Source organism: Dolichospermum lemmermannii CS-548, from assembly GCF_028330815.1.
In the GTDB taxonomy this organism is placed as follows: domain Bacteria; phylum Cyanobacteriota; class Cyanobacteriia; order Cyanobacteriales; family Nostocaceae; genus Dolichospermum; species Dolichospermum lemmermannii.
Genome location: NZ_JAQMTJ010000064.1, coordinates 1 through 13,908 on the forward strand (window position 1 = coordinate 1; position 13,908 = coordinate 13,908).

Here is a 13,908-nt window from a genome sequence, read left to right on the forward strand (position 1 = left end):
CCTCTAATACTTCTGTTGTCATCAATTATTTCTTATTTGGTTATCAATTCATTTTTTTCTTTTGTTACCAAGTTTCACTTTATCACACCACGTCCCTTTTAATGCTACTTATTCTCATTAAGCATCTTAATTTTTGAATTAGCTTTAGTTATTATGTACTACTTTAAGGGCTTTTTTGATCTGTGACAGTTTGGGGTGCGGAATGTGGGTTATATATTTGGTGGCATCGCTGCGGCTATATTCTTGGGACTCTCCCGACTGCTTTACAGTTTACCAAGTGAGGAAAGGAGAATTAGATAATGTTGGGAATTTCACATTTACTAATTAGTGGGACTGCATCCAGTTTATTACTGCAAACCGCTGACCCGGTTTTAATTGCTGTGGGGGCGATCGCTGGTCTACTCCCAGATGTTGATGTTTCTACTTCTCCAGCAGGTAAAATCTTTCCTTGGATTTCTGGCTATTTTCAAGAGACAATGCCCCATAGAAGTATGACTCATTCTATAATTGCCAGTGCAGTGGTGGCGATAGCGAAGCGCTCCGTAGGAATCGCCTCCTATGGAACAGCAATATTTATTCCCCAATTTATTCCTATAGCCTCAGCGTTAACCATTGGGTACACCTTTGGCTGGTTTGCCGATTGTTTTACTCGCGGTGGTGTGGAGATGTTCTGGCCTTCACCTGTTAGGTGTGTTTGTCCTGGGAATCGGAATTTGAGATTAAAGACTGGCAGCAATGCTGAATATTTTATACTTTGTATTTTAATAGCGATCGCATTATCAGCATTTAGCATCAATAGTAAGGGGGGAATTTTAACCCAGTTTAACCGTCTAATTGCCTCTACATCAGGGGTACAGGGTGTGTACAATAGTTCGGGAAGCACTCATAAAATTGTTGCCAATATTAAAGGGGTCAGAGCGGGCGATCGGTCAAAAGTTGATGGCCAATTTCAGATTATTCAACCTAATGGGACTGGTTTTATAGTTCTTGAACCTAAGACAAATAAACTATATAAAGCCGCAACTGACCCTGATAGTCAAATTATTATTGAACAAATTACAGCAGATGTTGGTAAAGCTGCTATTACTACCATTGAATCGGTATTTGTGGAAGATCAGGTTGTTGGGGAGGCGATCGCTAAATTTAGCCGTACTAATACAAATGTATTTATTAGCGGTGATTTATCGGTGGAAGACTTCGATACTTCAGTTTTACCTCGTGACCCTTATCAATTTAAGTTTATTGACGCATCACCTAGTAATATAAAATTGGAAGCTGCGCCATTAAAAGTTGTGATGAAATTCTTGGGGGATGAATTCGCAAGTGGTAGTTTACAAATCCGGTCAATTGTTAGTAGTCAATGATTATGAATCATTACAGGATAGCACTGAGATAGCCGTAAAAACCCCCGCGCATAAGGGTTGGGTTGGGCAAGTCTTCGGCTTTGACACCTACCAAGCTACCCAATCCAGTTTGATTTTCGGATGCCGTTACCGACATCACAGGAACAGGTCTGGACTCTTCTTTGACACGCCCGACGAATTCCCACCCGCCAGTTCTGGTACAGAAGAATGCTCGCCGCACCACTACATACAACCCGAAAACCAATATTGTTGTTGTTGTTGTCGAGGTTGTTGTTGTTGCGATAAGCAGAACGGCAATTTTCAGGATTGTTGTTCCACGAACCACCGCGCAGCAGTTAAAATAGCCCATCCCTTCTCTACTCTCTTGTCCAGGCAAGAGTAGTAAATATCTGTTGGCGTAATTGCCAAGTATCACCATGTTCCAAATGAGCGAACCAACTTTGAATTGATTGGGATATTTTCTCTAATTCAATCTTACCTTGAATATAATTACTTTGCATATTTTTAAGTCTGCGTCTTGCCCTACGCAAGTTTTCTGCACAGACTCGAATACAGTTTGGTAAGATGCGAAAACCTAAAAAATTAGTACCATACTTTGTTTCAAACAATTGACTCTTGATAGGATGGATTTTTAGTCTTAATTCTGTTAGGTATTCTTCTATAGCATATCTAGCATCTGTCAAAAATTCTCTATCATTTGAAAATAAGGCAAAATCATCAACATAACGCAGATATTTCCACGCTTTTAACTTGTCTTTAACAAAATGATCTAAATAAGTAAGTTGGCGTTAAACAATCAACATATGTAACGAAATGTAAATTCGACAAATACCTTATAGATAGGTTATTTAAGGGTTTTTACGAAAAAAATGTATATTGATTTTATCGTGCCGACTTACTTAGTTGAGATAGACATTAGCAAAAAACTGACTGGTAAGATTCCCAATTGGTAAACCCCGTTGTCTTTCTAATGGCGTTAATAATTCGTCTCCTGGGAAATATTCAACTACTGGAAACTGTTCATTACTGTTATCAATTAAACTATCTATTAACCAAAGTGTATCCGGGCATTTTAATTTATTATGTAGCAAAGTTTTGAGAATTTCATGGTCAATACTAGGAAAATACTTTTGGATATCGCACTGAAGAATATAGCGATTAGAACGCGCAAATTTAGTAAAACGACGTAAAGCCCGATGACTTCCAAATCCTACCCTATTTGCATAGGAATCACCGATAAATGTTGGTTCAATTAAGGGAACAATAATATTACATAAGGCATGATGTACCACTCTATCTCGATATGGTGCGGCGGAAATCATTCTCGTTTTTGGTTCTTTAATATAAAATGTTCTATATTCACCTGGTTGATAAGTTTTATTGATTAGCTCTTGTTGTAATTTACTTAATTCACTTTCTAAGTTATAATTAAACTCTAAAACATTATATCGAAATCTTTTACCTTTTTGGGCTTTTTTGGCTGATGCTAATATATTTTCAAACTCAACTATTTGAGCATAAAGATTACCATAGCGTTTCATAGGATTTTTGGTAATTGGTAATTGGGGAAAAGGTGATTGGTGATAAAATCTTCATCCTGTTCATCCTTTAATCCTGGACATTATCTCGACTATCGCTCGATAACCACCTGATTCAGACAGGTTACTAATTTTTAATGACTGGACGTTTATTTTGTTGTTTAATCCAACCGCCTAATTCCATACCAATCTCGTTGATTGCTTTGCCAGCATATTCATATCTATGAATAGGAATTAGCTGAAAATCTAGTAATAGTCTGGTTTGATAGCGAATAATGTCTAATTGACTATTTAGGGACTCTAACTGAATTAATTTTTGTTTTGCATAACGAACAATGATTAAACCTTCAAGTAGTTCATATAATTCTTTTATCATTCTGTCTCCTAATATAAATTTATGGTCTTTGGGAAGACGGTTAAGAATGGGAACATACCATTTAATTAAATCATAGGTTTTTTGGATAATCGGTAATTCTTCCATTTAACTGCTAATTAATTTTTTGAAATTATTAAGGTTCAACATTAAGTTAATTTACTTAACATACACAAAGTTTTTACTAAGCAATAATTGTTTTTTAGTAAATTAATTTTCTTTGGTCATACTGTTTATAGTATAGCTGATAAAAAATAGAAATAAAAAATTATTTTCTACCCAGGAAATCCTGATTTTCTGAGATTAATTGATGATTTTTTGACAAAATAAACCAAGAAGTTAGTATCAACAACGCCAGAGAATGGAAGTTAGTATCGTTAGTATCAACAACGCCAGAGAATAAATTCTCTGTCTCATAGCTGAAGTCGGTTGAAACCGACTAAAATTCCGGTTGTTAGTTATACGTCGCAAGCTGACAATATAAAATCCCTGGTTTCATCCTGTTCATCCTTTAATCGGTGGATATCCTGATTCTGACAAAAAAATTTTTCTCGCTATGCGAGAGGGATAAGACAAGAAAAGAGCAAGAGGGCAAAAGCGCATAGTGCTATCAAGTCCTCGCCGCACCACTACATACAACCCGAAAACCAAGAGTGATGTTGAGGTAAGCGAGATTGTAGCTGTCGCGACAAGCAGAACGGCAATGATCAGGAATGTTGCTCCACGAACCACCGCGCAGCAGTTTAAAATCACTACTCTCTTCATTATCTAGCCATGCGCTTTCATTTGTAGGCGCACCTTCATAGTTACTATGCCAATCGTCTTGACACCATTCCCAGACGTTGCCGTGCATATCGTATAATCCGAAATTATTAGCTACTTCAAAGCTCCCTACTTCTGTTGTTTCTTCTCTATAAACTCCTTTAGATCCTTGACCATAAGTATAGTTACCATCATAGTTAGCCAAATCCGTTGTTATCGTCTCTCCAAAGTGGAATGGTGTCTTTGTTCCTGCTCGACAGGCATATTCCCATTCTGCTTCACTGGGGAGGCTGTAGGTTCTACCTGTATATTGTGAAAGGCGATCGCAAAACTCAACTGCATCATACCAAGACACTTTTTCAACAGGACGATTATCACCTTTAAAGTTAGATGGATCTTGCTCTAACTCACGGTTCACTTGGGGTAACTGAGCAACAAATCGCCATTGTGCTTGGGTGACTTGATATTTACCCATAAAGAAGGGTTGGACTGTGACAGAATGTTGGGGACTTTCATCTTCTTGGTGTTCCAATTCTTCTGGTGGAGAACCCATGATAAAAGTGTCACCGGGAATTAACATCATTTCTAGTTGAGTGTCGTTAGCTAAGTCTTGAATAAAACCTGTGGCTTGTGCTGAATGATGGTCAATAGTTAGATGGGAACTAGCAGACCATTTATTAATGAGAGATTTAACATTTGATTTGGTGACTTTTTCGCCAATTATTTCTGTTAAGACTTTCCACAATGGTTTAGCAATACTATTGCTAAGTTGCTGCTCTGATTCTGGGTAATTTGCTGATTCTCTAATTTGGTTATAAATTTGTTTATAGGTTAATTTTTCTAATGCGCCATTTAATAATTGCTTTTCAATATCAGTTAAATATTTTTCTGTGTGGTTAAATACTGCTTCGTTAATTTGTTCTAGAATATTATTACTATTAGATTGACCAGATTGATTAACTTTTATAACTGCAACTTGAAAATCAAAAGTTTGTGGGTTGATAGAATCATCTATGAGAATGATGGTTTTAACTTTAAAAGTTTTATTAGAAATTTTTGGTGGTGGTGGTTCTTGTTCTATAATAACACATTGTGGGGTATTAATATTTTCTTTAGTAATAGATACATTCTGCAACCGCAACATTTTCAGGGGTACACCCCAAGCACTGACTAAAGTTACTCTAATCTCACCTTTCATTTCCTTATCTGCGGCAGTTAAGAAAAACTTTGCAGCGCCATAAGTTCCACCAAAGCGATGTAAAACAACTGCGGGTTCATCTATGGGTTTATTCTTAAATAATGGAGTAGTATCTACTCTAAAATAAATGGGATATTCCTCTTCTTCATAATTCCACTCCTCACAATTACCTGTTTGTATTAAATCAATTGTCATTAAATAGGTTTTACCTACTTCTGCTTGCTGAGGATAGCTAATTGTGGGTTGAATTGATATGGGTAATTGTTGAGTATCAGTCATTTAATTTTCCTCATGGGGAATAATGTCAAGTGTGGTCATAGGGTTGCCATAATAGATATACATAAAGGTATAAAAAAATAAAAGCATATTTTTTGTGTCTGGATTATTTATATATTCTTTAACAGCTTTCTCTCTAATATTTTTTAAAATTTTAGCTACAGAAAGCCCATTGTTTGCTTCATATTCTGCAAAAAAATTCTGGGAAAATATTACTGCATATTCATTTTTTACTTTATATAATGTTCCGATAACTCCTTTTGCTCCTTTTTCTAAAAAAAATATAGGAAAACCAGAAAAAATTTTGGATTCTTTAATTCTCAAAGGATCATTTTTATGCAAACGTCCAGAATGACAAGCATTGATAAACACAATAATAGAAATCTCAGTTAAACAATTAAAATTGTAAGCAGATAACCCACTTAAAGATATTTGTTCTTTAGGATCATTTGCTCCTAATCTAATTGTAGAATCATTAATTTTTGTAGATTCATCATCTTCATAAAAGCCATGACTGGCTATAAATATTAAGCTAATGTTTGGTTTTGAGGAATTTAAAAATAACAAAAACTCATTAATATTATCATGTAAAATAGGCTGAAATTTTTCAATAGTTTGCTTTTCTAGATTGACCTCATTAGGGTCTTTTTTATTCAAATTTTTATTCAAATAAGCAACCATCTTACCACGACAGTTATTTTCTTCAATTTCTAAATTGATTAATCTGTTTTCGTTATCCCAATCATTTTGATCTATAATATCTTGCCATCGTACTGTTACTATTGAAGCACCCAAATACTCATCCTTTTTAATTTCTAGCATTTCCCAAGGAATTTCAAAAGTTGTCAAATCATAAATAATTAAATATGATAGTTGATGTTGAAATTCATCCTGTAGTTTTTTTTGTAATGTTCTCAAGCAAGATGTTAGTTGACTTGCTTTTCCATTTTTTTTGGAAAGTTGTCGCATTGTTCCAATAAAATCTCTGCTCTTATTTACAAGGGTTGTATTATCCTTAACACTTCTCATCATTTTATCAAAAGATATTTCGGGAGCATCAGTAATTTTAATTACTTGTCCACCTGGTTCAAATAATGCGTGACAAAAGCGAATATGTATGCTGTCATCGTCTTCTAAGTTGACCTCTAAAGTAGCCACTTGTTCTTTAAACTTTTGATCTATTTTAATCCTAAAAATAGTTTGAAAATCTTTATTGTTTTCCTTGCTTAATCTTTCTATTTCATCAATTTCTGAATTATTATTATTTTCTAATAATTTATCTGCTGATTTTGCTTGAGATTGCAGTTGATAATTAAAAGAACTTTGGTTATTTTTTAGTTGTTGAATTGGATTTATTCCCATTCTACCACCTCCCAAGTTTCCAAGGGTGGAATAGCAACAACTTTTGCCCTTAATTCTTTTGCTAATGATAATGGTAAATCAGGATATTGCTTTGATTGGGGATTGAGAAATACCACTTCTACATTGTCTAAATTGCCAATTTTTTGAGCAATTTCTAAAGCATCTTCAAATCCTTTTCGTCCCACAGGTGGTTTGATTTCTCCTAAATGACTTGCTTCTAAAGGAACATTTCCTCGTCCATCACTAATCACAACTAAAACCGCTTTTTGGATGGTATTTCTGCCATGTTGTAGAGCATGACGAAGAGTTTGTAGGGTTAAATCAAAACCATGTGCTAAGGGTGTTGCTTTACCTTTTTTAGTTTTTTCTAAATCAAGAGCGATATTAATAGAAGGAACAAGAACATTTTGAGCAGATATTTTTTTAGCTCGTAATTCCTCAAAATTAATGCTAAGTTTTAATTCTTCCTCTTTTAATATTGTTGAATCAGTAGCAATACCCACTTGCATGATACCAATACTTGCTCTTTGTGTATAAGCCCAACTGATATAGGGAAATAATTGTTCTTCCCATTGGCAAGATTCTAAACAAGTATAATCTAGTAACATCATTAACATCTGTTCAGCAACAGGCGCGCGACGATGGCGATATATATCTGTAGGTGATATTTTTAGTTTTCGATGACTATTAAGATGATTATTTTGACGAATATTCTGAAATTTAGCTGCTTCTAATAATGTTCTGACAATGGCTAAATCTTGTACCGTGCTACTTTTTTCCACTCCAATAATTGTGCCATGAGCGATCGCTTTTGATTTAAACCGACGAGTAGGAAATTTTAGAGAAGCCATTTCTCTTTCCAAAGGTGCAATATCCTCTATATAAGGATTCTCTAAAGGCTCAATATTTGGTAAAGATATATCTGGAAAAGATTGAGGTTTATCTCCTTGATAAATAGTTAATTCATTCTCTTTTTTTGGATCATTATCACCTAAGTTTGGTTTTAATTTATCCTTTAATTCTAAACTGGGTTCAGGCTTGAGTTCATTTTCAAGTGAGTCAATTCCTGGTATCGGTATGATATTTATATTTTGGTTATTGGGATTATTTATCTCTTGCTCTAATTTTAACCCAATCATTTTCGCTACTCTATCCACATGAGCAACTGTTACTTGCTTTTCTGCCTCTAATTGAGCCAAAGTGCTAGAAAACCGAGCTAAAGCCAGTTCTCGACGATGATACACTGTTGAGGTAGAAGTATAGTCTAAAATCCTCTCTAAAGCCTTTAGTGTCATCTTTGGTTGTGAAATGCTAACCTGTTTTAACCATTGTTGCAATTCCGGTTCAATTTCCCTTTCCTGAAACAATAACTTTTGTTCTAATCTTTCATCATTTAATAATTGTTTAATTTGACTTACCCTATCTGTATTGTTATTAATTTTTCCATTAAGACGGATTGCAAACCTATCTAATAAATGAGGAGAAATCTTACCTATTTCTTCTGGCTGACTTGAACAACCCACTAACCAGCAAAGATTGGGTTGCCAATATAGATTTTGTCCATGACGCTCTAAATGTACAACATCTGCTCCCATGAGTACAACACAAGCTCTCATTGCTGCTAAACTTAACTTTGTTAAATCAGGGATAATTACTAATCGAATTTCCTGATCATTTTCTGTCTTACCCAGTAACCCAGATTGCCATTTAAAAGCTTGGTTTTCTAATTCACCCCATAACCCTATTTGTCCCCACAAATCATCCTCTGATTCAAATGTTCCCAATTTAATTGGTACAATTCCACATTCTGTAACTGCTTTGAGTAAAGAAATTAAAACCCCTGTAATCTGCTGTAAATCCACAGGAGAAATATCAAACAGCAAAATACTCCGCAATCCTCGATTAAGTGCTACACAGCAAAGGGATTTTATTAAAGGATTTTCGATTTTAGCTTTTAAAGATGGATTTAATTTCATTCTGAATCGGTGTTAAGTTTCAGAATTTCCTTAACTTTGTTATCATCCTCCCCTCGACTTCGGACAACAAATCCTAAACCTTCCCCTGAGTTACTACGAATCTCGTCGCAGTGGCGAAATCACTAGTAGACTCCAGGATATTCAAGCAATTAACCAGTTAGTTGCCCAAGTCTTCGTCAATCTGCCCAGTCAATTTTTTATCGCCCTAGTTTCTTTGGGATTCATGTTGTTTTATAGCTGGAAACTTACCGCTATTGCAGGTATACTCGCATTTTTAATGCCTCTTTCCACAGTGATATTCCTACCTACATTAGAACAAAAAACCCGCAATCTCTTAGTCACAGAAACAGAAAACCAAGGCGTTCTGGTTGAAACTTTCAAAGGCGCACTCACCCTTAAAACTACAAATGCTGCACCTCAATTTTGGGAGGAATTCCAAACTCGTTTTGGTAGTCTTGCCAATCTCGCTTTCGGCACAATTCAAATCGCTGTAGTCAATAACATCTTCTCTAGGTTAGTTTTTGTTCTTGGTAGCATTGCCTTGCTATGGTTTGGCAGTGCCCTAGTGATTGGTAAAGAATTAACAATTGGTCAGTTGTTGGCACTTAACAGCATGAATCGGAATTTGGCGATTTTTGTGCTTACTTTGGTGGGATTTGTGGATCAATTCATCCGTACTAAAACCGCAGCAGAGCGCCTTTCAGAAGTTATCGATGCGACATCTGAAGAACAAGAAGATATCAGAAAGCCTTTTACAAAAATACCTAGCAATGCTGATATTGTTTGCCAGAATCTCAACTTTCATCACTCTGGTAGAGTTGACTTATTACAAGATTTTTCCGTGTCAATTCCTGGTGGTAAAATTACCGCATTGATCGGTAAATCAGGTTGTGGTAAAAGTACCTTAGTTAAAATGATTACTGGATTATATTTACCTCAATCTGGTAATATTCGTATTGGTATGTATAATTTACAAGACCTGTCTCTTGAATGTCTTCGCCAACAAATTGTTCTTGTTCCTCAAGAACCTCATTTTTGGAGTCGTTCAATTATTGAAAACTTTCGCTTAGGTACTCCTGATGTCAGCTTTGAGCAAATTGTTCAAGCTTGTCAAATTACTGGCGCAGATGAATTTGTCAGTAAATTACCTGAAAAATATCAAACCGTATTAGGAGAATTTGGTGCCAACATTTCCGGTGGGCAAAGGCAAAGATTAGCACTCGCCAGAGCCATTGTTAATAACCCGCCAATGCTGATTTTAGATGAATCCACTAGTGCTCTCGATCCGGTGAGTGAAATTCAAATTCTAGAGCGGCTGCTGGAACATCGCCGTCTTCAAACCACTATTATGATTAGCCATCGTCCAAGAGTAATCCGGCAAGCAGATTGGATTGTGCTACTAGAGAAAGGGCAATTTAAAATCCAGGGTTCTCCCCAAGATTTAATCTCAATAGATGGAGACCACTTGGACTTCCTAATTCCCTAATATCGATTTTTTATTTTGGATTGAATGATTATTACTCAACCAATTAATAGGAGATTTTGTAAGGATCTTTAGTAGAAACTCTCTAGTAAAGTTTTTGACCAAATTTGAGCTAAAGTACACACCATCTATTAAACATCATGGCTAGTACACCTCCGCAAAATTTTTTACCTACAGTTCGAGAAAACCAGTTTTTACCACCGATTAGCCGTTGGATGACTCTAGGCGGATTGTTTATTGTTGGTTGTGTGGGCTTAGTTGTTACACTTGCCTCTGTGACTAAATATCAAATCAGTGTTAAAGCAGCAGCAACCGTCCGTCCGGCTGGTGAATTGCGAATTGTTCAGGCTACTACAGAGGGAACGGTTACCCGCGTTTTGGTTGTAGAAAATCAAGAAGTCAAAAAGGGAGATGTGCTTGCCGTCATCAACAATTCTCGCATTCAAACTAAAAAGAGCCAACTGCAAAGCAATATTCAGCAAGCACAGCTACAATTAGCTCAACTTAATGCTCAAATTCGCGCTATAGATACTCAGATTTTGGCAGAAACTGAACGCAACAAGCGTGCTATTGCTTCGGCTGAAGCTGAACTTAGTAGACGCAATCGGGAGTATCGAGATACTAAAATTACTGCTGCTGCTGATGTCGAAGAAGCTGAGGCGAATTTTAAGCAAGCCCAATCACAGTTGCAAAAAGCTCACGCTGAGTTTCAGTCAAATCTTGCGAGCTTAAGGTCAGCGTTGGCTTCTTTTAAAGCAGCTAAATCCAGGCGAGATCGATATAAACCTTTAGCAAAATCCGGAGCCTTTTCTTTAAATCAATTGGAAGAAGCACAATTAACTGTTGAGCAACAAGAGCAAGCAGTTGAGTTACAAAAAGGAGTTTTGTCAGCGCAAAAACAAGAGATAGAGCGACAGCGAGAAGTGGTTAAATCTGTTTACACTAGAATTAAACGTGCTAAAGCTGCTACTTATCCCAGTCAATCGGAAGTTGTAATCGCATTTGAGCGTATTTATTTAGAAAAAGCAAGTGGTCAAGCCACCCTTGCTACCATAAACAGAGAACGAGAATCCCTGATACAGCAGCGAATTGAAATTGAAAAACAGCGTTTAAGCGATGTTCGTGAACTCCAACAAGTGCAAATCGATCTTAGCCAGACTGTGATTTCTGCCCCAGATGATGGTATCCTCTTCAAGCTCAACCTGCGAAACTCTGGTCAGTCGGTGAGAACAGGAGAAGAAATTGCCCAAGTTGCTCCTAACAAGACCCAGATACTTATTAAGGCTCTAGTTGCCGCTCAGGACATTGGCAAAGTCAAGAAAGGTCAAAAAGCGCAGTTGCAAGTATCTGCCTGTCCTTATCCAGATTACGGCACCGTCAAAGGCGTGGTTAGCTCAATTTCTCCAGATGCTATCATTCCTCAAAGCAATAGTGATTCTACTATTACCCACACAACTGTGTATGAAGTGATGATTGAGCCAGAAAGCTTATCTTTAAATCAAGGTAATAAGAAATGTACCATTCAATTAGGAATGGAGGGAAGAGTAGATATTATTTCCACCGAGGAAAGTTGTATTCAATTTCTTCTGAGGCAAGCCAGGTTGATAATAGACTCTTGACTTCTTTTATGTACACTTTGTAGAGAATCAAAAATTAAATCAAAGCAGCGCAAACATACAACTTTGAAAGCCACTAGTTTTTGAAAATTCTAAGAGTTGCTTAACACGAGAATTAGGTAGCTAAATATGCAGGTCTTTGTCGATCAATCCTTACGCCCCCATCCCCATCTTGCCGTATTCGGCTCCAGCAAAGTTGGTAATTATGTAGTAACTACCCCTTTACTGCGAGGTCTGAAAGAAAAATATCCAGATTGCACGTTGGATTTTTTTGGCAGTGACGTAACCCAAGATTTTGAACTCTATTGTCCCTACATTAATTGGCGCTTTTCTTTGTATAGCGCTCGTGATGATATCTTAGCGCAGTTAGCGCAAGTAGTACATCAACGGCAACAAGTTGCAGGTTCTTACGATTTAGTAATTAATTGTGATGAATTCAGCCCCATCAACCTAGTGATGACAACTGCCCTACGTCCACTGTATGTGACAGGAGCGGCTCTGACACAAGACTTTCAGCAAAAGTTCGATGGAGGTGAAAATGCAAATTCAATTCAACGCCTGCTCCACGATCAAGATTGGAATAGTTCTGAATTGCTAAAACGGCATCAAGGAGTGATTCAGAGCAACTACATTGGGGAAATTTTCTGTCGTTTAGCCTATGTTGAAACCGACTTTTTCAAGCTAGAACTGCCTAGTCAACAACCTAATTTTCCTGTACCCGATGTGCTAATTCATGTGACAGCTACCCGACCTGCTAAACTCTGGCCGATTCACGCTTGGCAGCAGGTTATTGAGTGGTGTGCAGCACAAGGACTGAGTATTGGTTTAGTAGGTAGTGCGCCGAAGATACAGAAAACGCTGTACAATGCAGGTTCTATAGAAGACGAGTTGTTACAAACTACTGCTTTGATTGATCTCAGAGGTCAAACATCACTATTAGAACTGGCAGGCGCATTTCTTCAAACCAAAGCTTTCATTTCAGTGGATGCAGGTCCATTGCATATTGCATCTGCGGTAGGATGTCATACAATTGCTCTTTTCGGTAATGATGTTGACGGCGATGGAGCTAGTCCAATACACTTGTGGAAGCCAAGACAACCTCACGTACATCTAGCGCTTTCAACCTTCAAATGTACCTTGTGTCAGGAGCATCGTTTTAGCAATAAGTCCTGTCTTCTGCCAGACCACCCCTGTATGAGCCATCTATCTCCTCAGCAAGTTATCGATTATCTCCAGAGTCTGCTAAGGACACGTTGTAAAGGTTTGTGAACTTAATTTTCAAACTATTGATACAAGTAAGTCGGCACGATAAAATCAATATACATTTTTTTCGTAAAAACCCTTAAATAACCTATCTATAAGGTATTTGTCGAATTTACATTTCGTTACATATGTTGATTGTTTAACGCCAACTTACTTACCGTTGTTTCAGCCTCTATCTGAACTTGATTATTCAAATCAAAACATCCTGTGCAAGGATCATTATTAATTCAGCAATTCCCTGGTTTTTATAGCTGGGGATTTTTTGTATAAAATGTATGAATAGTCAATGGTTTTTAGTTCCATGAAAATCAAATTATTCATAATTTTATCAATTGTAATTTTTCCATTAGGAATAGCAAATCACTCCATAGCGATCGCACAGCACTCCATAAAAATCGCTCAACCACGACAAACACCGACAGCAAACCCCGCAGCCGAGACTGAATCACAAACCCCGACAGAAACAGAACAAAATACAGACCCTGAACAAGCGGAAGCAGAATCAGATCAGGTAGTGCCAAAAACTCAACAAAATCCATTCACTAAACCTGATATTGATAAGTAGGTCGGCGGAAAAGTTTCTAACTATGTAACGAAAAGTTAAGAATGGTTATTTTTGTTAAAATGAATACGTTCTGTACTGTATTGTCCTTTTTCTCCCCTAGCTTTAACCCCATTCATTACGGCATATGCAAGG

General features: G+C 36.8%; 9 protein-coding genes and 2 pseudogenes. 5 read left to right on the forward strand and 6 right to left on the reverse strand.

Going from position 1 to position 13,908, the window contains the following annotated elements; all coding sequences use genetic code 11:
• The first annotated feature begins 299 nt into the window (after window positions 1–299).
• Complete coding sequence (locus PN450_RS03685) at window positions 300–1,364, forward strand: metal-dependent hydrolase (protein WP_271835453.1); 1,065 nt, start codon at window positions 300–302, stop codon at window positions 1,362–1,364.
• A gap of 10 nt (window positions 1,365–1,374) precedes the next feature.
• Here PN450_RS03685 and PN450_RS03690 read toward each other — a convergent pair whose 3' ends face one another.
• The 6 genes and pseudogenes from PN450_RS03690 to PN450_RS03715 form a co-directional block, all read right to left on the reverse strand.
• Window positions 1,375–1,713, reverse strand: coding sequence for a hypothetical protein (locus PN450_RS03690; protein WP_271835454.1), 339 nt, complete (start codon window positions 1,711–1,713; stop codon window positions 1,375–1,377).
• A 7-nt stretch (window positions 1,714–1,720) separates the two neighbouring features.
• Window positions 1,721–2,905 (reverse strand): annotated as a pseudogene (locus tag PN450_RS24030) (reverse transcriptase domain-containing protein).
• A gap of 124 nt (window positions 2,906–3,029) precedes the next feature.
• The gene (avd, locus tag PN450_RS03700) at window positions 3,030–3,383 is read right to left on the reverse strand and encodes a diversity-generating retroelement protein Avd (protein WP_271835455.1); all 354 of its coding nucleotides are present in this window, start codon (window positions 3,381–3,383) and stop codon (window positions 3,030–3,032) included.
• Window positions 3,384–3,885: 502 nt separating this feature from the next.
• Window positions 3,886–5,514, reverse strand: a complete 1,629-nt coding sequence (locus tag PN450_RS03705) for a formylglycine-generating enzyme family protein (RefSeq protein ID WP_271835456.1) — start codon at window positions 5,512–5,514, stop codon at window positions 3,886–3,888.
• A complete protein-coding gene (locus PN450_RS03710) occupies window positions 5,515–6,873 on the reverse strand; it encodes a CHAT domain-containing protein (RefSeq protein ID WP_271835457.1) in 1,359 nt (452 codons plus the stop codon).
• A complete protein-coding gene (locus PN450_RS03715) occupies window positions 6,864–8,849 on the reverse strand; it encodes a hypothetical protein (RefSeq protein WP_271835458.1) in 1,986 nt (661 codons plus the stop codon). The genes PN450_RS03710 and PN450_RS03715 overlap by 10 nt, the downstream gene beginning before the upstream one ends.
• A 52-nt stretch (window positions 8,850–8,901) precedes the next feature.
• On the opposite strand from PN450_RS03715, the pseudogene PN450_RS03720 reads away from it, so the two are divergent.
• The 4 genes and pseudogenes from PN450_RS03720 to PN450_RS03735 form a co-directional block, all read left to right on the forward strand.
• A pseudogene (locus tag PN450_RS03720) lies at window positions 8,902–10,335 on the forward strand (peptidase domain-containing ABC transporter); the annotation flags it as partial.
• A 137-nt stretch (window positions 10,336–10,472) separates the two neighbouring features.
• Entirely contained in the window at window positions 10,473–11,951 is a 1,479-nt protein-coding gene (locus PN450_RS03725; RefSeq protein WP_271835459.1) for an HlyD family secretion protein, read from the forward strand.
• A 126-nt stretch (window positions 11,952–12,077) separates the two neighbouring features.
• Complete coding sequence (locus PN450_RS03730) at window positions 12,078–13,217, forward strand: glycosyltransferase family 9 protein (RefSeq protein WP_271835460.1); 1,140 nt, start codon at window positions 12,078–12,080, stop codon at window positions 13,215–13,217.
• A gap of 295 nt (window positions 13,218–13,512) precedes the next feature.
• Window positions 13,513–13,776, forward strand: coding sequence for a hypothetical protein (locus PN450_RS03735; protein WP_271835461.1), 264 nt, complete (start codon window positions 13,513–13,515; stop codon window positions 13,774–13,776).
• The last annotated feature ends 132 nt before the right edge of the window (window positions 13,777–13,908 follow it).

Coding starts and splice junctions, on each gene's coding strand:
- PN450_RS03690 (WP_271835454.1), bottom strand. CDS start 1,713: ATGGGCTATTTTAACTGCTGCGCGGTGGTTCGTGGAACAACAATCCTG.
- PN450_RS03685 (WP_271835453.1), top strand. CDS start 300: ATGTTGGGAATTTCACATTTACTAATTAGTGGGACTGCATCCAGTTTA.
- avd (WP_271835455.1), bottom strand. CDS start 3,383: ATGGAAGAATTACCGATTATCCAAAAAACCTATGATTTAATTAAATGG.
- PN450_RS03705 (WP_271835456.1), bottom strand. CDS start 5,514: ATGACTGATACTCAACAATTACCCATATCAATTCAACCCACAATTAGC.
- PN450_RS03725 (WP_271835459.1), top strand. CDS start 10,473: ATGGCTAGTACACCTCCGCAAAATTTTTTACCTACAGTTCGAGAAAAC.
- PN450_RS03735 (WP_271835461.1), top strand. CDS start 13,513: ATGAAAATCAAATTATTCATAATTTTATCAATTGTAATTTTTCCATTA.
- PN450_RS03730 (WP_271835460.1), top strand. CDS start 12,078: ATGCAGGTCTTTGTCGATCAATCCTTACGCCCCCATCCCCATCTTGCC.
- PN450_RS03710 (WP_271835457.1), bottom strand. CDS start 6,873: ATGGGAATAAATCCAATTCAACAACTAAAAAATAACCAAAGTTCTTTT.
- PN450_RS03715 (WP_271835458.1), bottom strand. CDS start 8,849: ATGAAATTAAATCCATCTTTAAAAGCTAAAATCGAAAATCCTTTAATA.